Origin of the sequence: Brevundimonas diminuta (assembly GCF_050310045.1) — a bacterium.
Taxonomy (GTDB): Bacteria; Pseudomonadota; Alphaproteobacteria; order Caulobacterales; family Caulobacteraceae; genus Brevundimonas; species Brevundimonas diminuta_F.
On record NZ_CP190005.1, the window covers coordinates 510,394 to 531,915 of the forward strand.

The window sequence follows — 21,522 nt, forward strand, 5'->3', positions numbered from 1 at the left end:
GGATCGTCATGGAGTCGAGAGTAGCGGAGTTCTGGGGCGCGCCCGATCTGTCGGTTCAGATCGGCGGCAAAAGCGCATCCGAACGCCATGAGGCCGCTGCGCCGAAGAATGAGATGGATTGGGCGTTCGGACTCAGCACGCCGGAACTGCGGCTGTTCACGACGGGCCTGAAGCAGCGCCTGACGCCCGGACCGGCGACGACCCTGGGCGAGCGCGTGCGCCGCTTCTTCGCCGATCTGCCGGTCGCGCCCGAAACCGATGAGCCGTCGCCGCGCCTGCTGGTCGGCGCCCTGCCGTTCGACCGTCGCGCTGACGACTGCCTGTTCCTGCCCGAGCGCGCGGCCAACCGCATCTGGGACATGCCCTCAAGCGCGTCGCGCCCGTCGATCCGCGCCCTGACGCCCGAGCCGTCGCGTGCGGCCTATGAGGCGGCGGTGACGCAGGCGCTTGAGGCCATGCGCGCCTCTCAGGGCGGCGCCGAGCCGGTCGACAAGGTGGTGCTGTCGCGCAGCCTGAAGGTTCAGGGCGACGGCGTGGTCGATCCCTTCGCCCTGTGGCGCGATCTGAAGGCCGACCCGACCGCCGCGCGCTTCCTGACGCCGCTGGGCGAGGGGCAGGGAGCCGGGCAGGGCGGCGCCATGCGTCGTCTGGTCGGCGCCACGCCCGAACTGCTGGCGTCCAAGCGCGGCCCGGCCGTCTTCTCTCATCCTCTGGCCGGATCGGCCCGCCGCAGCACCGACGTGGTGCAGGACGAGGCGGCGGCGCAGAGCCTGCTGGCGTCCGACAAGGACCGACGCGAACACGCCCTGGTGGTCGAGGCCATCATGGACCTGTTGGCGCCATACTGCAGCGATCTGCGCGCGCCGCCCGGCCCGGCGCTCGTCTCGACCCGGACCATGTGGCACCTGGGCACCCGCATCGAGGGACGGCTGCATCGCCCCGATGAAACCTCCGCCGCCGAACTGGCCGCCCTGCTGCATCCGACGCCCGCTGTCTGCGGCTCGCCGCGCGATCAGGCGGCCGAGATGATCCTCGCGCTTGAAGGCTATGACCGTGGCTTCTATGCCGGGGCCGTGGGCTGGACCAACGCCTTTGGCGACGGCGCGTGGTACGTCTCGCTGCGCTGCGCCGAAACGTGCGGCGATCAGGCGCGTCTCTATGCCGGGGCGGGCATTGTCGAAGGCTCCGATCCCGCCGCCGAGGTGGACGAGACGTCGGGTAAGTTCCAGGCCGTTCTGCGCGCCCTGGGCGTGGATGAGGCGAGCGTATGATTCCCCTGCAACAGGTCTGGCCGGACGACATGGCGGCGCATTATCGGGCCAAGGGCTATTGGCGCGGCGAAACCTTCTCCCAACTGCTGCGCAGCCGGGCGGAGGCGCAGCCTGACGCCGTCGCCGTGGTCGGCATGGACCAGCGCTGGACCTATGGCGAACTGCTGGAAAAGGCCGAGACGGCCGCCGCCGGTTTCCTGGCGCTGGGGCTGAAGCCGGGCGAGCGGGTGGTGGTGCAGTTGCCCAACCTGCCTGAGTTTCTCAGCGTGATCTTCGGCCTGTTTCGGGCCAAGTTGATCCCCGTCTACGCCCTGCCCGCGCACCGTTCGACCGAGATTGTCCACTTCCTGATGCGCGCGGAGGCGTCGGCCTATGTCGTGGCCGACCGGCATGAAGGCTTCGACTACCGCGCCTTGGCCCGCGCCGTTCAGGCCGAGGTTCCCGACCTGCGCCATGTGGTCGTGGTGCGCGAGGCGGAAGAGTTCGCATCCTTCGACGGTTTCCGCGCCGATCCGGCCTCCCTGCCGACGGACGACGCCGATCCGTCCGACGTGGCCTTCCTGCAGATATCGGGCGGCTCGACCGGCCTATCTAAGCTGATCCCGCGCACCCACGACGACTATCTCTACAGCGTGCGCGAGAGCGCCGACATCTCGGGGCTGGAGCCGGAGAGCGTCTATCTGACGGCCCTGCCGGCGGCGCATAACTTCCCCATGAGCTCGCCGGGCTATCTGGGCGCCCTCTATGTCGGGGCGACGGTGGTGATGGCGCCGTCGCCGTCGCCGGACGTCTGCTTCCCTCTGATCGCGCGCGAGGGGGTGACGATCACCGGACTGGTGCCCCCTCTGGCCCTGCTGTGGATGCAGGCGGCGGCCAAGAAGACGCACGACCTGTCCAGCCTTCAGGTGCTGCTGGTCGGCGGGGCGAAATTCCTGCCAGAGGCCGCGCGGCGCGTGCGCACCGAACTGGGCTGCACCCTGCAGCAGGTGTTCGGCATGGCCGAGGGGCTGGTCAACTACACCCGGCTGGATGACCCCGAGAGCCTGATCGTCGAGACGCAGGGGCGGCCCATCAGCCCCGACGACGAGATCCTGATCGTCGACGACAAGGGCGCGCCCGTGGCCGAGGGCGAACCGGGCAATCTGCTGACGCGCGGCCCCTATACGATCCGCGCCTATCACAACGAACCGGCGGCCAATGCGCGGTCCTTCACCGAGGACGGCTTCTACCGCACCGGCGACGTGGTGCGCCGCACGCCCGAGGGCTACCTCGTGGTCATGGGCCGGGCCACCGACCACATCAACCGCGCGGGCGAAAAGATTTCGGCCGAGGAGGTCGAGGATCACCTGCTGGCCCACCCGGCCGTCTTCGACGCCGCCGTGGTGTCGGTGCCGGACGACTATCTGGGCGAGCGCATCTGCGCCTTCATCATTCCCAACGGCGACGCGCCGCGCGGCGTCGAACTGAAGGCCTGGATGCGCAAGCGCGACATCGCCGACTTCAAGGTGCCGGACCAGATCGTCTTCGTCGAAGACTTCGCCGTGACCGCCGTGGGCAAGGTCAGCCGCCGCGAACTGCGCGCCGCGCTTCGCCAGCGCATTCTCGAAGACGAGGGCAAGGCGTGAGCGTCTCTAAAGGCCTGCCTACCGTCCCCGCCTATGCCCTGCCGACCGAGGCGGAGATCCCCGCCTCGCGCGCCCAGTGGACGTTGCAGCGTGATCGCGCCGCCCTGCTGGTCCACGACATGCAGCGCTATTTCATGCGCCCCTATGCGCCGGGCGCCGAGCCTCTGCCCGGCCTGACCGCCAACATCGCCCGCCTGATCGCGGCGGCGCGGGCGGCGGGCGTTCCCGTCTTCTACACCGCCCAGCATGGCGATCAGGATCGCCGCGACCGGGGGCTTCAGGCTGATTTGTGGGGGCCGGGCATGAGCCGCACGCCCGAGCATGAAGACATCCTGCCTGAACTGGCCCCGGCGCCGGGCGATTTCCCTCTGGTCAAGCATCGATACAGCGCCTTCCAGCGCAGCAATCTCGAGACGCTGATGCGCGTGCGAGGGCGGGAACAGCTGATCGTCTGCGGCGTCTACGCCCACATCGGCTGCCAACTGACGGCGGCCGAAGCGTTTCAGCGCGATATCGAACCCTTCTTCGTCGCCGATGCGCTTGGCGACTTCTCGCGCGACAAGCATATGGGCGCGGTGGCCTGGGCCGCCGACACCTGCGCCGTGGCCCTTTCGACGGCGCGCGTTCTGGAACGACTGACATGACCAAGCTGACCCCGCAGGATCTGACGCTGGAACGGATGCGCGCCGATGTCGCCGCCGTGCTGCACGAAACGCCGGACTCCATTCTGGACGACGACAATCTGATGGACCTGGGCGTCGACTCCTTGCGCGCCCTCAACCTGTCGCTGGCGTGGAGCGAGGCCGTGCCGCTGGAGTTCAGCGAACTGGCCGAACACACCACGCTCGCAGGCTGGTGGAGCGTGGTTCAGGCGCGCCTGCACGCGGCCGGTCACGACGCCTGACCTGAACATCATGGACGACGGACGCATGGCGGCGGCGCTGGAATACCCGCTGACGGAAGCTCAATCCGGCCTGTGGTTCGCCCAGAGGCTGGACCCGGCCAATCCGATCTTCAACACGGCCCACTATCTCGACATCCGGGGCGATCTGGATGTCGAGGCCTTCCGCGCCGCCGTCGATCGGACCGCCGCCGAGGCCGAGGCCCTGTCGCTGCGTTTCGTCGAACGAGACGGCGAAGTGTTCCAGACCCTCGACCCGACCCATCGCCCTTTGCTTCGGATCGTTGACGTGTCCGCCGCCGCCGATCCGGTCGCCGAGGCCATGGCCGCCATGCGCCGCGACCATGAGACGCCGCTGGATCCGACGCGCGACCCGCTGGCCGCCAACATCCTGTTCCGCATGGCCCCGCAGCATTTCCTGTGGAGCCTGCGCGTTCATCATCTGGCCACCGACGGCTTCGGCATGGCCCTGCTGACCAACCGCACAGCCGAGCTCTACAACGCCGCGCGCGGCGGCCCGGCGCCCGGCCCGGTCTTCAACCCCATCGCCAGGGTCTGGGACGAAGACGCCGCCTATCGCGCCTCGGACAAGCGCACGGCCGACGCCGCCTACTGGCGCGAGATCATGGGCGACGCGCCGGAGGTCGCCTCCCTGGCGCCCGGTAAGGCCACGACCGCCCACCGCTTCCACCGCATCGAGCGCGCCCTGCCGCCGCAGGTCACGACCCGCCTGCGCGCCCGCGCCGACGGCGGGCGCCTGTCATGGCCCGACGTGCTGACCGCCATCGGCGCCGCCTATGTCCGCCGCTTCTCGGGCGCGGAAGAAGCCGTGATCGGCGTGCCGTGGATGGGCCGCATGGGCAGCGCCTCGGCGCGCACGCCCGCCATGATCATGAACGTCCCGCCGCTGCGCCTGACGCTGGACGAGGATGCGCCGCTGGACGAGCAACTGATCCTCGCCTCCAAGGCCCTGATCAAGACCCGCCGCCACGGCCGTTACCGCAGCGAGCAGCTGCGGCGCGACCTGGGCCTGATCGGCGGGGCGCGGCGGCTGTACGGGCCGCTGGTCAACGTCCTGCCGTTCGATCTGCCGCCGCGCTTCGACGGGCTGGACACGACGCTGAAGGTGCTGGGCACCGGCCCGGTGGACGACATCAGCTTCACCTTCCGCGGCGACGCCGCCCCGGCGCTGACGCTGGAGGTCGACGCCAACCCCGACCTCTATACGCTGGACGAAGCCGCCGCCCACGCAGAGCGTCTGGCCGCCTTCCTGAGCAACGCGCTGGACGCCGAGACCTTGGGCGAGGTGCCCATCGCGACGCCGAGCGAGGCCGCGCGCGAACTCGAAGCCTTCAACGACACCGCCCATCCCGTTCCCGACACAACGCTGACCGCCCTGCTGGAGGCGGCGATGAAGGCGACGCCGGACGCCCCGGCGCTGACCTTCGGCGACCAGACCCTGACCTACGCCGAACTGGACCGCCGAACGGCGGCGCTGGCCTCGGCGCTGGCGGTGCGCGGCGTGGGGCGCGAAAGCCTCGTCGCCGTGGCCCTGCCGCGTTCGCTGGAGTTGGTGATCGCGCTGGTCGCGACCTTACGCGCAGGCGGGGCCTATCTGCCGCTGGATCTGGAGCATCCGGCCGAGCGCATCGCCGCCATCGTCCGCGCCGCCGGACCGAGCGTCGTCCTGGCCCATGAAGACATCGGCGGCGCCTTCGGCGAGGCCCTGCTGGCGCCCGCCGACTGGCCGCTGGACGGGGCTGCGCCTGTCGTCGCGCAAGGGAGCGAGGACGCCGCCTATGTCATCTACACCTCGGGGTCGACCGGCGATCCCAAGGGGGTGCTGGTCGAGCATCGGGCCATCGTCAACCGCCTGCTGTGGATGCAGGCCGAATACGGTGTCGGCGCCCAGACCCGCATCCTGCAGAAGACGCCCACCACCTTCGACGTGTCGGTGTGGGAGTTCTTCCTGGCGCTGATTTCAGGCGGAGAACTGGTCGTGGCCCCGCCCGGCGCGCACCGCGATCCGGCGGCCATCGCCGGGCTGATCCGCCGTCATGCGATCACCGACCTGCACTTCGTCCCCTCCATGCTGTCGGCCTTTCTGGCCGATCCGGCGGCCAAGGGCATCGCGGTCGCCCACGTCTTCTGCAGCGGCGAGGAGCTGCCCGCTGAACTGCGCGACCGTTTCCACCAGACGGTGAGCGCCGAACTGCACAACCTCTACGGCCCGACCGAGGCGGCGGTGGACGTCAGCTACTGGGCCGCCGGGCCGGAGGATACGTCCCGCCCCATGCCGATCGGCTGGCCGGTGTGGAACACGCGGCTGGTCATTCTGGACGAGCGGCTGCGCCCCGTGGCGCCCGGCATGGGCGGCCATCTGCATCTGGGCGGGGTGCAACTGGCGCGCGGTTATCTGAACCGGCCCGACCTGACCGAGGACCGCTTCATCCCCGATCCGCACCATCCGGGTCAGCGGCTGTATCGCACCGGCGACGTGGCGCGCAGGCGGGCCGACGGGGCCGTCGTCTATCTGGGCCGCAGCGACCATCAGGTGAAGATCCGCGGCCTGCGCATCGAACTGGGCGAGATCGAAGCCGCCGTCATCGCCAGCGCTCTGGCGCGTGAGACGGTGGTTCTGGCCCGAGAAGACCGTCCGGGCGAGCGCCGTCTGGTCGCCTATCTGGTCCCGGCTGAGGGCTATGACCCCGCCGCCCTGAAGGCGAAACTGGCCGCGCGCCTGCCCGACTATATGATCCCCGCCGCCATCGTGGCGCTGGACGCCCTGCCTACGACCTCTAACGGCAAGCTGGACCGCAAGGCGCTGCCCGCCCCGGTGTTCGAGGCTGCGGCGGGCCGGGCGGCCGAGACGCCGACGGAAAAAATCATCGCCGAACTGTTCGCCGAGACGCTGGGCAGGGGCGAGCCGGCGGGCGCCGACGACGACTTCTTCACCCTGGGCGGCGACTCCCTCTTGGCCGTGCATCTGATGATGTTGATCCGCGAGCGGCTGGGGCGCGATCCGGGGCTGGGCGCCCTGTTCGACCGGCCGCGCGTGGCCGAACTGGCCGCCCTGATCGACGCCGAGGCGCTGGACTTCGACAACGGGCTGGGCGTGTTGATCCGTCTGGCCGAGGGCGATCCGGCCTTGCCGCCGCTGTTCCTGATCCACCCGGCGGGGGGGCTGTCCTGGGGTTATCGCACCCTGGCGCGCGCCCTGTCGCCGCGCCGCACGGTGTGGGGCGTGCAGTCGCCCGCGCTGGACCCCGATAACGCCCTGCCGGACGGCATCGACGCGCTGGCGTCGGTCTATGTCGATCACATTCTGGCCTTGGGCGCGCCCGGTCCGGTGCATATCGCGGGCTGGTCCGTCGGCGGCATCATCGCCCAGGCGGCGGCGGTCGAGCTGGAGCGGCGCGGGGTCAAGGTCGGGCTGATGGCTATGCTGGATTCCTATCCGGCCGAGTGCTGGCGCGCCGAGCCGGACCCGGATCCGGTCGACGCGATGCGCGCCCTTCTGGCCATCGCCGGATATGACCCGACCCAGCATCCCGACTTACGCAGCCGCGCGGCCATTGTCGCCTTCCTGAAGGCGGGCGACAGCGCCCTGGGCGGCCTGCCCGAGGCGGCGCTGGACGGAGTGATCCGCGTGGTGCTGGACACCAACCGTCTGGTGCGTGAACATCATCACCAGCCCTTCGGCGGCCGCACCACCCATGTCCGCGCGGCGCTGGACCACAAGGAGCGCGACCTGACGCCGGGTCTGTGGCGCGCTTACGCCGCCGATCTGGACGTGGTCGAGGTTCCCTTCCTGCACCCGCAACTGACCGGCCCGGCGGCGACGGCCCTGATCGCGCCGGCTCTGGACGAGCGCATGACCGCCTTCGAGGAGACCACACGATGAGAGACAGCGGACTGTCTGGCCGTCTGGCCCTGGTCACGGGCGCGGGCGGCGGCATCGGCGCCGCTGTGGTGCGCCTGTTGGTCGAGGAGGGGGCGCGCGTGGTCGCGACCGACCTGCCGTCCACCGCCCTGTCGGGTCTGGCCTTCCTGAACGGCGTGCGCGTCGAGCCGCTGGACGTGTCCGACGGCGCGGCGGTCGAGGCCTTGTTCGAGCGCATTGAGGCCGAGGACGGCCCGATCGACCTCGTCGCCAGCGTGGCGGGCGTCCTGTCCAATGTGACGGTGGATCAGACCTCTGACGCCGAATGGCGCCGCGTCTTCGCTGTCAATGCGGACGGGGTCTTCCATCTGGGCCGCGCGGCGTCGCGCCGGATGGGCGAAAGAGGCAAGGGCGCCCTCGTCACCGTCAGCTCCAACGCGGCGGGCGTGCCGCGTCATGCGATGGCGGCCTATGCCGCGTCCAAGGCGGCGGCGACCATGTTCACCCGCTGTCTGGGGCTGGAGCTGGGGCCGAAGGGCGTCCGCTGTAACATCGTCGCGCCCGGCTCGACCCTGACGCCGATGCAGACCGGCATGTGGGCCGATGAGGACGGCGCCGCCCGCGTCATCGCCGGCTCGCCCGAGACGTTCAAGGCGGGCATCCCGCTGCAGAAGCTGGCGACGCCCGAAGACATCGCCGAGGCGGTGGTCTTCCTGCTGTCCGACCGCGCCGCCCACATCACCATGACCGACCTCTATGTCGACGGCGGGGCCACGCTGCGCGCCTGATCCCGCCGCCCTGACCTGCTTTTAAGACAGCTTCGCCTCGACGATCCGGGCGAAGACCGAGGCCACGTTCGGCAGCAGGTCGTCGTTGAAGTCATAGGCGGTCTGGTGGACCATCGTCCCGCCCTGTCCGACGAAGAAGTAGGCTCCCGGCGCGATCTGCAGCATATAGGCGAAGTCGTCGGTGAACGGGTACGGCTTCAGGTCGCGATGCACCTTGTCCGCGCCGAACACGCCGCCCGCCGCCGCCGCCGCCACATCGGCCTGGGCCGCGGCGTTGAAGACGGGCGGCACGCCCGCCGTCTCGCGCACCGTGACGGTGCAGCCGGTCATGACGCCGACGCCCGCGCAGATGTCCTGAAGCTTCTGCCACATCGTCTCGATCACGTCGGATGAGGTGGCGCGCAGGGTGCCCGCCAGACTGGCTTCGTGCGGCACGACGTTGTGCGACGATCCGGCCTGAAGCTTGGTGACGGTGATCAGGGCGGGCTCCATCGGGTCGACATGACGGCCGATGATGGACGAGATTTCAGAGGCCACGCGCACGGCGGCCTGAACGGGGTCTTTCGTCTTGTGCGGGGCGGCGCCGTGGCCGCCGACGCCCTGAATCTCGATCTCCCACACCTTATAGCCGTTCATGGTCGGGCCGGTGTGGACCGCCGCCTCGCCCAGCGGCAACAGCGGCATGTTGTGATAGCCATAGACCTCGTCGCACGGATAGCGGTCGAACAGGCCGTCCTCGATCATGGCGACGGCGCCCAGACCCGTCTCTTCCGCCGGTTGGAAGATCAGCACCACGCGGCCGCGCGTGGGCGGGTTGGCGGCCAGATGGCGCGCCACGCCCAGCAGGGTCGCCGTATGGCCGTCGTGGCCGCAGGCGTGCGAGACGCCGGGCCTGGTCGAGGCGTGAGGGACGTTGCTGTCGTCGTTCATGGGCAGGGCGTCCATGTCGGCGCGCAGGCCGATGGACGGGCCGGGTTCGCGCCCTTCGACGACGGCGACCACGCCTTCGCCGCCGATGCCGCCCTCGGGCTTCAGGCCCAGCCCTTCCAGAACGTCGAACACCAGCCTGGCGGTGCGCGATTCCTCACCGGACAGTTCCGGGTGGGCGTGGATGTCCCGGCGCCAGGCGGTCATTTCGGGGGCCAGGGCGGCGAGGGCGGGCAGGGGCGTCATAAGGGGCTCACGCATCCGTCGAACAGGGGAGGCGGCGAGGTTAGCATCGCCGCCTCTGAAACGACATAGCGGGCCAAGGCGCCCGTTCGGCTGCGCCTTACAGCGTGCCGGTGACGGTCGATCCGCCGTCGATCACCAGCGTATGGCCGCTGACATAGGCGCCCGCCTGAGAGGCGAGGAAGACGGCGGCGCCAGCGATGTCTTCGGGCTCGCCGATCCGGCCCAGCGGCGTGGCGCCCTGCAGGCGCTTCTCGGCCTTGGGGTCTTCCCACAGGGCGCGGGCGAAGTCGGTGCGGACCACGCCGGGGGCGATGGCGTTGACCCGGATGTTATGCCGCCCCAGCTCGACCGACAGATTGCGCACCAGCTGAAGGTCGGCGGCCTTGGAGATGTTGTAGGCGCCGATCACGTCCGAGCCGATCAGGGCGCCGATGGACGAGACGATGACGATGGCGCCGTCTTTGCGCTCGATCATCTCGGGGGCGACCATGTTGATCAGCCAGTGGTTGGACAGGACGTTGTTCTCGAAGATCTTGCGGAAGTGCGAGTCTTCCAGCCCCAGCATCGGGCCATAGGCGCTGTTGGTCGCGGCGTTGCAGACCAGGATGTCGACGCCGCCGAAACGCTCGCGCGTCTGGGCCACCAGATTTTCCAGCGCCGCCTTGTCCGAGATGCTGGCGGCGATGGCCACGGCCTGTTCGCGGCCCCGGCTTTCGTTGATGGCGGCGGCGACGGCGTCGCAGGCGTCCTGTTTGCGGCTGGAGATGACGACGTTGGCGCCCGCCTCGGCCAGAGCCTCGGCGATGGCCCGGCCGATGCCGCGCGACGAGCCGGTGATGATGGCGGTCTTGCCGCTCAGATCAAACATACGCATGGGCGAAGGGATCCTTATTCTTCGGCGCCGGCCAAGCGGGCTTCACGCCAGGCGGCCTTGGTCAGGGGTTCGAGCATGGCCACGGCGTCGGCGGCCTTGGCGCTGGAGGCGTTGCCCGACAGCATCCGCTTCTTCACGCCCTGAATGATGCCGATCAGGCGGAACAGGTTGAAGGCGAAGTGCCAGTGCAGGTCCGGCAGGTCATCGCGGCCGGTGGCGGCGCAGTACCGCCGGGCCATGTCGTCCAGCGACGGAATGCCCGCGGCTTCAAGGTCCAGACCGTTCAGACCGGCGCGGCCGTCGGCGGGCAGGATCCAGTTCATGGCCAGATAGGCGAAGTCGGCCAGCGGATCGCCCAGCGTCGCCAGCTCCCAGTCCAGCACGGCGCGGACGGTCATGGAATCGGGCGCATAGATCAGGTTGTCGATGCGATAGTCGCCGTGGATGATGGCGGTGCGCGTCTGTTCCGGCGCCGTGCGCGGCAGGAAGTCGATCAGGCGCTCGACCTCGGGCAGGTCGTCGGTCTGGGCGGCGCGGTATTGCTTGGTCCAGCGGGCGACCTGACGCTCGAAATAGTTGCCGGGGCGGCCGAAGTCCTCCAGCCCCACGGCGACCGGATCGACGCTGTGCAGCCGGGCCAGCGTGTCGACCATGGCCTCATAGGCGGCGCGGCGCTCTGGCGGCGACAGGTCCGGCAGGGCGCCGTTCCAGAAGGTGCGCCCCTCGACCAGCTCCATCACATAGAAGGCCGAGCCGATGACGTCCTCGTCCTGACACAGGGCCAGCGGCGCAGGCACGGGAAAGCCGGTCGGATGCAGGGCGCTGATCAGCCTGTATTCGCGCTCGACCGCATGGGCCGAGGGCAGCAGGGGGCCGAAGGGCCGACGGCGCAGGACATAGTCCCGGCCGTCGACGGTCATCCGATAGGTCGGGTTCGACTGGCCGCCGGGGAACTTCTCCAGACGGATGTCGGCGGGTGCGGCGGGCAGGACGCCCGCCAGCCATTGCCCCAGACGCGCGACGTCCAGATCGCTCATCGGGCCGCCTCCGCGTGGCGGGCGAACTCGGACCGGGCGATGGCGCGGGCGTGGACCTCGTCCGGGCCGTCGGCGAAGCGCAGGGTGCGGATGCCCGCCCAGGCCGCCGCCAGCTCAAAGTCCTGGGACACGCCGCCGCCGCCGTGGGCCTGAATGGCGTCGTCGATGATGCGCAGCGCCATCATCGGCGCCTGGACCTTGATCATGGCGATCTCGTCCTTGGCCGCCTTATTGCCCGCGCGGTCCATCATGTCGGCGGCCTTGAGACACAGCAGGCGCGTCATCTCGATGTCGATGCGGGCGCGGGCGACGCGCTCTTCCCAGACGGAATGTTCGCCGATCCGCTTGCCGAAGGCGACGCGCGACATCAGCCGACGCGCCATCGCCTCCAGCGCCTCTTCGGCCGCGCCGATGGTGCGCATGCAGTGATGGATGCGGCCCGGGCCGAGGCGCCCCTGCGCGATCTCGAAACCGCGCCCCTCGCCCAGCAGGATGTTCTCGACCGGCACGCGCACGTCGGTCAGGCTGACCTCCATGTGGCCGTGCGGGGCGTGGTCATAGCCATAGACGCTCAACGGCCGCTCGATCTTCACGCCCGGCGCATCCATCGGCACCAGGATCATCGACTGCTGGCGATAGGTCTTGGCGTCCGGGTCGGTCTTGCCCATGACGATGGCGATGCGGCAGCGCGGATCGCCCGCGCCGGACGACCACCATTTGCGGCCGTTGATGACATAGTGGTCGCCGTCGCGACGGATCTGCGTCTGGATGTTGGTGGCGTCGGACGATGCGACGGCCGGTTCGGTCATCAGGAAGGCCGAGCGGATCTCGCCGTTCATCAGCGGCGTCAGCCACTGCGCCTTCTGCGCCGGCGTGCCGTAGCGGTGCAGCACCTCCATATTGCCGGTGTCGGGCGCTGAGCAGTTGAAGACCTCGCTGGCCCATTCGATGCGGCCCATCTCCTCGGCGCACAGGGCGTACTCAAGGTTGGTCAGACGCTCGCCGGTGAACTCGAAATCGTCCGGTTCATCCATGCCTTCGGGCGCGGGCGGCATGAACAGGTTCCACAGCCCGGCGGCGCGCGCCTCGCCCTTCAGCGCCTCGATCGAGGGTAGCGGCGCAGCCCAGCGCTCGCCCTCAGCCACCTCGGCGTGAACGGCGGCGATGCACGGGCGCACCTTCTCGGCCATGAAGGCCCGGACACGCGCCTGGAACGAACGTTCCCGTTCCGACAGGGTGAAATCCATTGCTTAACTCTCCTTAAGTCAGGCCACGACGCCGAGTTGGTCTTCCCACTGGCCGAGGGTTCGGTCGACACGCTCCATCATGTCGGACAGTTCGTCATCTGAAATCACGAAGGCGGGCGCGATCCACATCGGCAGGCCGCGTTGCAGCACCGGACGGCGCCGCTGGCCGTAGAGAGTGGAATAGAGGGCGACGCCGTTGTCCAGTGCGGCGCGCTGGAACTTCTGCTCGGCCTCTGCCTCGGGGTCGAAGAAGGCGCGGCCTTCGGCTGAGGGCTTGACCAGCTCCATCACCATGAACAGGCCCCAGCCGCGCACGTCGGCCACGCAGGGATGGGCCAGCAGCCGCTCGCGCCATGAGAACAGCTGGGCGCTGCGGTCGCGCACGGCCTGCAGCAGATTGTCTTCACGGATGGCGTCGATGACGGCGCAGCCGACCGCGCAGGCCAGGGCGTTGCCGCCGTTGGTGAAGCCGTGAACGAAGGCGGCTCCCTCGCGATAGGGGGCGTTGACCCGGTCGCTGACGATCACCCCGCCCAGCGGCACGTAACAGGACGAGAATCCCTTGGCGACGGTGATGATGTCGGGCTTGACCGAATAGTGGTCCATGCCGAACCACTCGCCCGTGCGGCCGAAGCCGGTGACGACTTCATCGCTGATGAACAGGACGTCGTTGTCGTCGCAGATACGGCGGATCTCGGCCCAGTAGCTGTCGGGCGGAACCACGCCATAGTCAGGCCCGCAGCCGTGCGGGGTGGCGATGAAGGCGGCGATCACATGGGCGCCGTGGAACTGGATCACCCGGTCCAGCTCGCGCGCGGACTGCACGCCCCACTCGTCGCGGGTCAGATGGGCGGGCTTCTGATAGTCGCTGTACTGCGCGATCTTGGGCCACTGGAAGGTCATGGGGTCATAGTGGCGCGTCGTGCCCGGATTGCCCGACAGGCTCATCGTGGCCAGCGTCATGCCGTGATAGGATTCATAGCAGCTGACGATCTTGTGCTTGCCGACGGCGCCGCGGGCGACGTGATACTGGCGGGCGATCTTCAGGGCCGTCTCGACCGCCTCTGACCCGCCGGACACCAGATAGGTGGCGTTGAAGCCCTCGGGCGCGACTTCGGCGACTTTTTCGCACAGGTCGGCGCGGCGTCGGTTGGCCAGCATGGGGTGGACATAGCAATAGTCGTCCAGCTGGCTGCGCACCGCCTCGGTCAGGCGCGGGTGGCCGTGGCCCATATTGACCGCGAACGGCCCGCCCGAGGCGTCGTAGTAGCGCCGTCCTTGCGTATCATGGATGAAGACGCCCTCGGCGCGGGCGACCTCGACCGGCAGGGAATGATCGGAAAAGGCCTTGTCCCAGCCGGACCCTTCGGGGGTTGACGCGGTCATGAATGCAACTCCGGAACCATAACAGTTGTGATCTAAAAGGCCTGCCTGAGCCAAGGGACGTTCTGACGCAGGCTGCGCCGCGCCTTCAGTCGGCCGGGATCAGGGTTTCAGGCGGTTGAAATGGGTGGTCAGCAGTCGACGCTGGCGCTCGACCGTCAGATAGGCGGGGGAGATCAGCACCTGCACGCCCAGACCGTCGATAATGGCCAAAAGGACATCGGCCTCGTCTTCGGGGTTCAGGTCGCTGCGGATGCAGCCGCCCGCGATCAGCTTGCGGAAGGTCGCGCTCCAGCTGGAGCGGATGGCTTCATAGAAGCGGTGGTTCTCGCTGGACTGGCGCTGTTTGACGAAGGAGGAGGTGGTGAAGGCCAGCCAAACCTTCCACCAGCGGACCTGCGCCTCGGTGTTCGGCAACAGGCCGCAGACGTAGTCGATGTAGCGGTCCAGATCCATTTCGCCGAGATGGAACTCGCTGCGCTGTTCCTCGATGGCGGCGATCAGCTCGGTCAGGACGACATCGAGCATTTCCTCCTTGTCGCGGAAGTAGTGGGTCAGGACGCCGGTGGTGCAGCCCAGTTCCTGGGCGATGGCGCGCATCGAGGCCTTGTCCAGCCCGTCGCGCGCGATGACGCGCAAGGTGGCGGCGACCACGTCGGACCGTTTGTCCTGTCCGCGATCGGATCTGCTGCGTGTCGCCGCCACCATGTCGTTCCCCTAGATCCAGGTCGATCCTGTGTCGGATCGTTTACCAGCTGGCCTTGACCCCTACGGTGATGCGGCGAGGCTCGGCGTACATCGCCTGGGAGAAGCCCAGGGCGTTCACATCGACCGCATACATACGATACCGTTTATCGAAAAGGTTGCTGGCCGAGACATAGAGTTCCGGTCCCGCGTCCCTCAGTCGATAGGCGATGCGGGCGTCGGCCAGACCATAGCCGTCTTCCTGCGCCACCGGCGAGTTGTTGATGTCGAAATACTGCGACGTGACATAGCGGCCGCTGAGGCTGAACAGCATGGCGTTCTCGCCGACCGGCAGCTCATAGTTGACGCCCAGATTGGCCGAGAAGCGCGGGGCGTTGGCCAGGCGGCGGTCCGCCTTGCCGCCCGTCGGCGTGTCGATGTCATAGGCGCGGGCGCTCAGAATCTCGAACCCGCCCGAGATATCCAGCCCCTGGGTGACGCGGGCGGCCAGTTCCACATCGATGCCGTTGATCTTGGCGTCGGCGTTGGACAGGAAGCTGCTCAGACCCTCGGTGCGGAAGGCCTGGAAGTCCCTGTAGTCATAGTGGAAGGCGTTGGCGTTGGCGCGGATGCGGCCGTTCATCCACTCCGTCTTCACCCCGACGTCATAGCTGTTCAGCGTTTCCGGCTCATAGGGCATCTGCTGCGGCGTGATGTAGGACGCATCCAGCGGGTTGTTGAATCCGCCCGATTTGAACCCGCGATTATAAGAGGCATAGGCCAGAATGCCCTTCCGGGGCCGCCATTCGATGCGGGCGCGGCCGCTCATCTGGCTGTTCTTCTGACGGGCCGCGTCGCCGTTCAGGTCGCGGCTGAAGGCGAAGATGCGCTCGACATAGTTGGTCGGCGAATACAGGCCCGAACCGTCCACGTCGAAATACAGGTCCTGGGTGAAGTCGATGGTGCGACGCTCATCGGTCCAGCGCAGGCCGCCGATGACGGTCCAGGTCGGGGTGATCTTGTACGAGGCCTCGCCGAACAGGGCGTAGGATTCGACCGTCAGGTTGAAGTCGGAATCAAATGCGGCGTCCGCGACATAGACGTTGAATTGCCGCCCGTTCCAGACCTCATTGTGGAAGTAGTAGGCGCCCGCCAGCCAGTTGAACCGGTCGCCGGTTCCGGCCAGGCGGAACTCCTGCGAATACTGGTTGGTGCGGCTGTCGGACGCGATCTCGGCGATCTGCAGCGGGGTGACGTCGGTATCTTCGATATAGTTGGTGGCGTTGCGGGTGTAGTCGCTCACCGAAACGAACTCGATATTATCCGTCAGGTCCGCCCGCAGGCGCAGGGTGGTGGCGAAGTTGTCGCGCTTGTCATGCCCCGGATTATTGACTGCGCCGGTATAGGGATCGCCGTCGTCCAGCACCGCCAGACTGGGCGTGTTCGGCACACCGAAGATCTGGTGCGCGGGAATGTCGACGGCATAGCCCATGCCGTCGGCGTTGGTCGCTGTCGGCACGAAGGTCGCCTGATTGCGCGAGGTGCTGTGTCCGCCGCGTGCGATCAGGTCCAGATCGAAGCGCGACCCGGAATAGGCCAGACGGAAGCGCCCGGCTGAACGGTCGACGCCGCCGCCGTCGGGGCCGTCGGCGTTCTTCATATAGGGGTCGACCTGCTCGACCACGCCGGACAGGCGTGCGGCCCAGCCGCCGCCCAGCGGCGCATTGACGGCGCCTTCCATATAAGCGCTGTCGCCCCCGGCGCGCAGGTCGATCTTGCCGCCGAACTCATCATAGGGACGGGTGGTGATGAAGTGGACCAGACCGCCCGTGGCGTTGCGCCCGAACAGCGTCCCCTGCGGTCCGCGCAGGACTTCGACCTGCTGGATGTCGAAGATGGGCGACGCGCCCGAGTTCATCGACGCCTGATAGACGTCGTCGACATAGACGGCGACCGGGCCTTCATTGCCGACGCCGAAGTCGTTCAGGCCGACGCCGCGCAGGTTGAAGACGACGGTGCCGCTGCTGCCGGTCGGGGCGGTGAAGTTCAGGCCCGGCGTCGCCTTGACCAGATCGCGGCCCGAGGTCACGCCCAGGTCGGACAGCTTGTCCGCCGAATAGGCCGAGACGGCGATGCCGACGTCCTGCATCCGCTCGGAGCGGCGCGTGGCGGTGACGATGATGTCGTCCACGGCGGCGGCGTCCTGGGTTGACGTTTCCTGAGCGGCGGCGGGCGCGGCCAGTCCGGCCGTCAAACTGGCGGCCAGGGCGATGGCGGCCCAGGACGCGGCGTTCAAAAGCGTATTGTTTTTATTATGCATTGATCTTCCCTCCCTCGTTTTATGTCTGTTTTTCAGACGTTTGAATTCGACGCCGGGGCTGAAACCGGCGGGGTCGTGACCTGCGCCCGTCGGCGCAGCAGCAGCGGTATGACCGAGGCGGCCAGGGCCGCGCCGCTGAACAGGACGATGGATTGCAGGCCGTGGTTCTCGGCGATCCAGCCCGCGACATAGGGGCTGACGGCGCCCAGCAGCATGGCCAGTCCGGTGCCGTTCGCCGCCGTTCGCCCGCCGTCGTTCTCTTCCAGGGCGATGGCCGTCAGGAAGGGCAGGGTGAAGGTCAGGGCGAAGGCCTGACCCAACAGGGCCACGGCATAGACCGGCATATTGCCCGCCGCCACGATCGACAGGTTCGACAGGCCGAACACCAGCAGGCCGATGACCGCCAGCGGCCGACGCATATGCAGTCGCGACAGGCCCGCCGCGCAGGCGGCGCCGACGATGGCCGAGACGGCCGTGGCCGCCAGAATGGTTCCGATGGTGGCGGTCGGAATGCCCAGATGGTGGCCGACCCGCTCGGTGAAGGCCCAGACGGCCATGCCGCCGACCTGCATGAAGACCATCGACAGGATCACCAGCGGGAAGCCGCGCGTGACGCCCTTGTCCGCGTCGGGCTTTTCCGCCGCCTGCGGCGCCGTTCCGGCCGGAATGCAGAAGCTGAGCAGGAACTGCATGACGGGGATGACGGCCAGGCCGCCGAACAGCGCCTTCAGCGACAGGCCCGGCGCCACGCTGGCGAAGACGATGGTCAGGGCGGCGATGACGAAGGAGGCGGCGACCACAGCGATGGCGTACAGCCGCTCGGCGTTTTCATGGCGCGACAGCAGGGCGGCGACACAGGCCATCTGCACCCCGATGCCGATGCCCGCCGCGCCGAAGCACAGGGCCAGAAGGGCGGGGGTCTGCGCATAACCGGTGGCGACATAGGCGACGCCGACGGCTGCGGCCGAGATCATCGCCGCGCGCCGGATGTTCAGCTTCTGCAGCAGGCGCGCCGTCAGCATGGTCGAGACGGCCATCAGGGCGAACTGGGCGCTTATGACCAGACCGGCCTGACTGGGCGCCAGGCCCAGCCGCTCGGTCCACAGGCCGTTGATGATCGGCGTGATGTTCAGGCCCAGATTATAGGCGAACAACAGCCCTACCAGAGCCAGCACGGCCAGGCTTGTCTTGCCGGCGCCGCTCTTATCTGAACGGTCAGCCTGCACTGCAGACGCAGTCGGATCGGACATGGTCCATCCCTCCCCGATGTTTCTTCCCGTCCCGCTTTTCCCCTCCAGGAAAGACCGGACCTTCTTGACGTAACAACTGTTGTGATTTTTGTATAGGGACGATTTTCAGGTCCTCTTTGCAAGGGTGTGTCGATGCGGGTTCTGTTCTTGGGCGCGGGTGAAATGGGGGCTGCGGCGGCGCTGGCGTCCCTGAACACGCCGTCGCTGACGTCGATCGTCATCGCCGACCGCGATGAGCCGAGGGCGCGCGCGTTGGCCGATTCCCTGACCCCGGCCGCGCCGTCCGGCGTGACGATCAGCGCCCGCGCCGTCGATGCGACCGACGCCGCCAGCCTGAAGGGCGCCCTGTCAGACGCCGATGTGGTGATGAATGCGGCGGGGCCCTTCTATCGCTTCGGCGCCTCCATCCTGCAGGCGGCGATCGAGACGGGCACGCACTACGTCGACATCTGCGACGACTGGGAGCCGACTCTGGCCATGCTGGAGCTGGACACCGCCGCGCGTGCGGCGGGCGTGGTCGCCCTGGTCGGCATGGGCGCCAGCCCGGGCGCCTCCAACCTGCTGGCCATGCTGGCGGTCGAGGGGCTGGATGAGGTCGAGAACCTCTACACCTGCTGGGGCGTCGATCTGGACGACGAGGATCGCAGCCATCCCGTCTCGGCGGCGACCATCCACTGGATCCACCAACTGGCGGGCGACATTCGCATCGCCGACGGCGGGCGTTTGACGGACACCCAGCCGCTGGAGGGCGTGACGTTGGACTATCCCGGCGTCGGGACCGGCACGGTCTACACCGTCGGCCATCCTGAGCCGGTCACCCTGATCAACACGGTCAAGGCGGGCGGTCGCATCCTGAACGCCATGGTGATGCCGACCGCGGTGATCGCCGCCATCGGCACGGTGCGACACGATATTCAGGCGGGCGCGCTGACGATCGAGGACGGCGCCCGCGCCCTGTTCAACGTGGATGAGGCCCGCCACGCGCGCATCGTCGAGGCGCTTCCCGCGCTGGGCGAGCCGGGGCCGCTGCCGCACTTCTTCGCCCTGGCGACGGGGCTTCGCGACGGTCAGCGGGTCGCCTCGGCCTGCCGCCCGGCGGCCATGCCCGACGGCATGGCCAGGGCGACGGGCATTCCGATGAGCATAGGCCTGCGCTTCATCGCAGAGCAGAAGGGCCGACCCGGCGTCCACGCGCCCGAACAGGCGCTCGACCCGCGCTGGTTCTTCGAGGCCTTGGCCCCGCACTGCGAGCCGCCGGTGAAGGACGCCGCCGCCATGGTGATCCGCACCGAGGCTGTGGGCTGAACTCGACAGGGCGGAAGGCGCGCGATCCGGGCGCCTTCCGCCTCAGCGTTTGCGCAGACAATCATAGACGTGGGTGACGTCCTCGAACGTCGTGCGCGACGGCCGTCCGGCGAAGTCGACGGGCGCATACAGCGGCGCGGTCAGGCCTGACGTGACCGGATCACTGATCCGGTCGGTGTTCCAGCCCAGCAGCAGCAGGCCATGCGGCTTCAGCACCCTGGCGATGGAGGCCAGGCTGCGCGCCTGCATCTGGGGCGTATCGACGCCGAAGCCGAACACGCCGTTGCAGATCACGGCATCGAAGCGGGTCTCGGGAAAGACGTCCTCAAGGGCGCAGGCGTCGCCGATCCGGTGACGGGTCGGATGGCCCCACCGAGCGGCCTTGATGTCTATGTCCGTTGTCCAGACCTCGGCGCCGCACCGCTCCAGCCGGGCGTAGTCGGCGGCGGTATAGACCCGTGTGCCGATCCACAGCAGACTCCCTTTCGTATCGGCCAGCGCGGGAATGAAGTCTGCGGCCATGACCTGACGGTCGGAGAGGGCGCGGATCCGGGCGGTTTCCCTGCGAGTGCGCAGGCGCGCAAGAAAATTGCGGAGTTTCATCCGTGAGCCATGGCGATTGCGGGCGTGATGCGGGCGGCGGCCGGGCGCCGGGCGCCGACCAGCAGGTTTCGTCTTAACTGATCCAGTTCGCCCGCGCGGACGACTGGATCATGGGCCTGTGACACATAGTCCTGTCCCTGACGGGCCATGGCCTCGCGGGCCGCGTCGTCTCCGATCAGGACCAGCATGGCTTCGATCAGCGACGGGGCCTCGGGGGGATCGACATAGAGGGCGTGTTCGCCGCTGGCTTCACGCAGGCCGCCGCGCCCGGACGAGATCAGGGCGGCGCCCCCGGCCAGCGCCTCCATGGCGGTCAGGCCCATGGCTTCCCTGACGCGCGAGGGGGTCACGGCGATGGCGGCCCGGCGGTTCATGGCCTGAACGGCGGCCAGGGGGGCCGAGCGGTGGATTTCGACCCGGTCGCCGAATCGTTCCAGCGGCCGGATGCAGGTCTCGGCCCAGTCGGCGCTGCGCTCCCATTCGCCCAGAGCCAGCGCCGCGCGCCACTCCGGCGCCCGGTCCAGCACTACGGCCAGCGCCTCGCAGAAGGCGTCCAGCCCCTTTTCCGGCAGGGCCCGGCCGGAAAACAGGATCAGGCGCTCCTTGTGGTACGCATTGCCGCGCCACGGCGCCAGATCGATGGGGTTGGACACGACCACGGCGCGGCGGTTGAAGTCGGGATAATCCGCCAGAAACTCGTCCTTTGCGGTCTGGCTGACCAGAACGACATGGTCGAACGCCCGCAGCCGCCGCCAGTGTTTCAGGCGCCGCAGCGGATTGCGCGGCCGGTTCAGCCTGGTGTGCCTGAAGAACAGGCTGCGGGCGCCCGGCAGACGCTTGGCCAGGGCGGCCGAGGTGCAGAGCAGTTGGTGAAACTCGACGATGTCGGGACGATAGGCCTGGAGCACCTTCAGCACGGCGGCGGCGTGGGCCTTCTTGCTCAGGCCTGCAGGGACGCGAAGGGTGGCGTCCGGTTCGGCCGCCGACTCGGCGCCGTCCTCGCAGATGAAGACGGTCGAGGCTTTAAAGGCGCTATAGCGGTTCAGCGTGACGGCGACTGTCTCCATCGAGTTGAGACGCCGCGCCTCCATCCGTCCGCCGTGCGGCATGACGATGGCGATGCGGGGGGCGATGCGGGGGGCGATGCTGGCTGCGTTTCGGAAAGCGGCTGTCTCCAT

General features: G+C 68.5%; 17 protein-coding genes. 7 read left to right on the plus strand and 10 right to left on the minus strand.

Going from position 1 to position 21,522, the window contains the following annotated elements:
- Positions 1–8: 8 nt before the first annotated feature.
- From ACORJG_RS02445 to ACORJG_RS02470, 6 genes are read left to right on the plus strand one after another with little or no spacing between them, the layout of a single operon-like run.
- Positions 9–1,271: an isochorismate synthase gene (locus tag ACORJG_RS02445; RefSeq protein WP_427791317.1), complete on the plus strand. Its 1,263-nt coding sequence runs from the start codon at positions 9–11 to the stop codon at positions 1,269–1,271.
- A complete protein-coding gene (locus ACORJG_RS02450) occupies positions 1,268–2,896 on the plus strand; it encodes a (2,3-dihydroxybenzoyl)adenylate synthase (RefSeq protein WP_427791318.1) in 1,629 nt (542 codons plus the stop codon). Before ACORJG_RS02445 ends, ACORJG_RS02450 begins: the two co-directional genes overlap by 4 nt.
- Positions 2,893–3,540, plus strand: coding sequence for an isochorismatase family protein (locus tag ACORJG_RS02455; protein ID WP_427791320.1), 648 nt, complete (start codon positions 2,893–2,895; stop codon positions 3,538–3,540). The genes ACORJG_RS02450 and ACORJG_RS02455 overlap by 4 nt, the downstream gene beginning before the upstream one ends.
- Positions 3,537–3,800: a phosphopantetheine-binding protein gene (locus ACORJG_RS02460; protein WP_427791322.1), complete on the plus strand. Its 264-nt coding sequence runs from the start codon at positions 3,537–3,539 to the stop codon at positions 3,798–3,800. Before ACORJG_RS02455 ends, ACORJG_RS02460 begins: the two co-directional genes overlap by 4 nt.
- 10 nt (positions 3,801–3,810) lie before the next feature.
- Entirely contained in the window at positions 3,811–7,701 is a 3,891-nt protein-coding gene (locus ACORJG_RS02465) for an amino acid adenylation domain-containing protein (RefSeq protein ID WP_427791324.1), read from the plus strand.
- Positions 7,698–8,468: a 2,3-dihydro-2,3-dihydroxybenzoate dehydrogenase gene (locus ACORJG_RS02470; protein ID WP_427791326.1), complete on the plus strand. Its 771-nt coding sequence runs from the start codon at positions 7,698–7,700 to the stop codon at positions 8,466–8,468. The genes ACORJG_RS02465 and ACORJG_RS02470 overlap by 4 nt, the downstream gene beginning before the upstream one ends.
- Before the next feature lie 21 nt (positions 8,469–8,489).
- Here the strand turns inward: ACORJG_RS02470 and ACORJG_RS02475 are convergent, their stop codons facing one another.
- The 8 genes from ACORJG_RS02475 to ACORJG_RS02510 form a co-directional block, all read right to left on the minus strand.
- Positions 8,490–9,641, minus strand: a complete 1,152-nt coding sequence (locus ACORJG_RS02475; protein ID WP_427791328.1) for an amidohydrolase — start codon at positions 9,639–9,641, stop codon at positions 8,490–8,492.
- A gap of 97 nt (positions 9,642–9,738) precedes the next feature.
- Entirely contained in the window at positions 9,739–10,515 is a 777-nt protein-coding gene (locus ACORJG_RS02480) for an SDR family oxidoreductase (protein ID WP_427791330.1), read from the minus strand.
- Between the two features lie 14 nt (positions 10,516–10,529).
- Positions 10,530–11,552: a phosphotransferase family protein gene (locus ACORJG_RS02485; protein ID WP_427791332.1), complete on the minus strand. Its 1,023-nt coding sequence runs from the start codon at positions 11,550–11,552 to the stop codon at positions 10,530–10,532.
- Positions 11,549–12,799: an acyl-CoA dehydrogenase family protein gene (locus ACORJG_RS02490; protein WP_427791334.1), complete on the minus strand. Its 1,251-nt coding sequence runs from the start codon at positions 12,797–12,799 to the stop codon at positions 11,549–11,551. Before ACORJG_RS02490 ends, ACORJG_RS02485 begins: the two co-directional genes overlap by 4 nt.
- Positions 12,800–12,817: 18 nt before the next feature.
- Entirely contained in the window at positions 12,818–14,185 is a 1,368-nt protein-coding gene (locus ACORJG_RS02495; protein WP_427791336.1) for an aspartate aminotransferase family protein, read from the minus strand.
- Between the two features lie 99 nt (positions 14,186–14,284).
- Entirely contained in the window at positions 14,285–14,890 is a 606-nt protein-coding gene (locus tag ACORJG_RS02500) for a TetR/AcrR family transcriptional regulator (protein WP_427791338.1), read from the minus strand.
- 40 nt (positions 14,891–14,930) lie between these two features.
- Complete coding sequence (locus ACORJG_RS02505) at positions 14,931–17,186, minus strand: TonB-dependent receptor (RefSeq protein WP_427791340.1); 2,256 nt, start codon at positions 17,184–17,186, stop codon at positions 14,931–14,933.
- Positions 17,187–17,218: 32 nt separating this feature from the next.
- A complete protein-coding gene (locus tag ACORJG_RS02510) occupies positions 17,219–18,436 on the minus strand; it encodes an MFS transporter (protein WP_427791342.1) in 1,218 nt (405 codons plus the stop codon).
- A 132-nt stretch (positions 18,437–18,568) separates the two neighbouring features.
- Here ACORJG_RS02510 and ACORJG_RS02515 point away from each other — a divergent pair, with 132 nt between their 5' ends.
- Positions 18,569–19,741, plus strand: coding sequence for a saccharopine dehydrogenase family protein (locus ACORJG_RS02515; protein ID WP_427791344.1), 1,173 nt, complete (start codon positions 18,569–18,571; stop codon positions 19,739–19,741).
- 42 nt (positions 19,742–19,783) lie between these two features.
- Here the strand turns inward: ACORJG_RS02515 and ACORJG_RS02520 are convergent, their stop codons facing one another.
- Both ACORJG_RS02520 and ACORJG_RS02525 read right to left on the minus strand, forming a co-directional pair.
- The gene (locus tag ACORJG_RS02520; RefSeq protein WP_427791346.1) at positions 19,784–20,344 is read right to left on the minus strand and encodes a class I SAM-dependent methyltransferase; all 561 of its coding nucleotides are present in this window, start codon (positions 20,342–20,344) and stop codon (positions 19,784–19,786) included.
- Positions 20,341–21,522, minus strand: a complete 1,182-nt coding sequence (locus ACORJG_RS02525; protein WP_427791348.1) for a glycosyltransferase family 4 protein — start codon at positions 21,520–21,522, stop codon at positions 20,341–20,343. The genes ACORJG_RS02520 and ACORJG_RS02525 overlap by 4 nt, the downstream gene beginning before the upstream one ends.

What these genes read in the sequence shown, in the direction of transcription:
- ACORJG_RS02445 (WP_427791317.1), top strand. Translation starts at nt 9, where the DNA reads ATGGAGTCGAGAGTAGCGGAGTTCTGGGGCGCGCCCGATCTGTCGGTT.
- ACORJG_RS02450 (WP_427791318.1), top strand. Translation starts at nt 1,268, where the DNA reads ATGATTCCCCTGCAACAGGTCTGGCCGGACGACATGGCGGCGCATTAT.
- ACORJG_RS02460 (WP_427791322.1), top strand. Translation starts at nt 3,537, where the DNA reads ATGACCAAGCTGACCCCGCAGGATCTGACGCTGGAACGGATGCGCGCC.
- ACORJG_RS02465 (WP_427791324.1), top strand. Translation starts at nt 3,811, where the DNA reads ATGGACGACGGACGCATGGCGGCGGCGCTGGAATACCCGCTGACGGAA.
- ACORJG_RS02470 (WP_427791326.1), top strand. Translation starts at nt 7,698, where the DNA reads ATGAGAGACAGCGGACTGTCTGGCCGTCTGGCCCTGGTCACGGGCGCG.
- ACORJG_RS02475 (WP_427791328.1), bottom strand. Translation starts at nt 9,641, where the DNA reads ATGACGCCCCTGCCCGCCCTCGCCGCCCTGGCCCCCGAAATGACCGCC.
- ACORJG_RS02480 (WP_427791330.1), bottom strand. Translation starts at nt 10,515, where the DNA reads ATGCGTATGTTTGATCTGAGCGGCAAGACCGCCATCATCACCGGCTCG.
- ACORJG_RS02485 (WP_427791332.1), bottom strand. Translation starts at nt 11,552, where the DNA reads ATGAGCGATCTGGACGTCGCGCGTCTGGGGCAATGGCTGGCGGGCGTC.
- ACORJG_RS02490 (WP_427791334.1), bottom strand. Translation starts at nt 12,799, where the DNA reads ATGGATTTCACCCTGTCGGAACGGGAACGTTCGTTCCAGGCGCGTGTC.
- ACORJG_RS02495 (WP_427791336.1), bottom strand. Translation starts at nt 14,185, where the DNA reads ATGACCGCGTCAACCCCCGAAGGGTCCGGCTGGGACAAGGCCTTTTCC.
- ACORJG_RS02500 (WP_427791338.1), bottom strand. Translation starts at nt 14,890, where the DNA reads ATGGTGGCGGCGACACGCAGCAGATCCGATCGCGGACAGGACAAACGG.
- ACORJG_RS02505 (WP_427791340.1), bottom strand. Translation starts at nt 17,186, where the DNA reads ATGCATAATAAAAACAATACGCTTTTGAACGCCGCGTCCTGGGCCGCC.
- ACORJG_RS02510 (WP_427791342.1), bottom strand. Translation starts at nt 18,436, where the DNA reads ATGTCCGATCCGACTGCGTCTGCAGTGCAGGCTGACCGTTCAGATAAG.
- ACORJG_RS02515 (WP_427791344.1), top strand. Translation starts at nt 18,569, where the DNA reads ATGCGGGTTCTGTTCTTGGGCGCGGGTGAAATGGGGGCTGCGGCGGCG.
- ACORJG_RS02520 (WP_427791346.1), bottom strand. Translation starts at nt 20,344, where the DNA reads ATGAAACTCCGCAATTTTCTTGCGCGCCTGCGCACTCGCAGGGAAACC.
- ACORJG_RS02525 (WP_427791348.1), bottom strand. Translation starts at nt 21,522, where the DNA reads ATGGAGACAGCCGCTTTCCGAAACGCAGCCAGCATCGCCCCCCGCATC.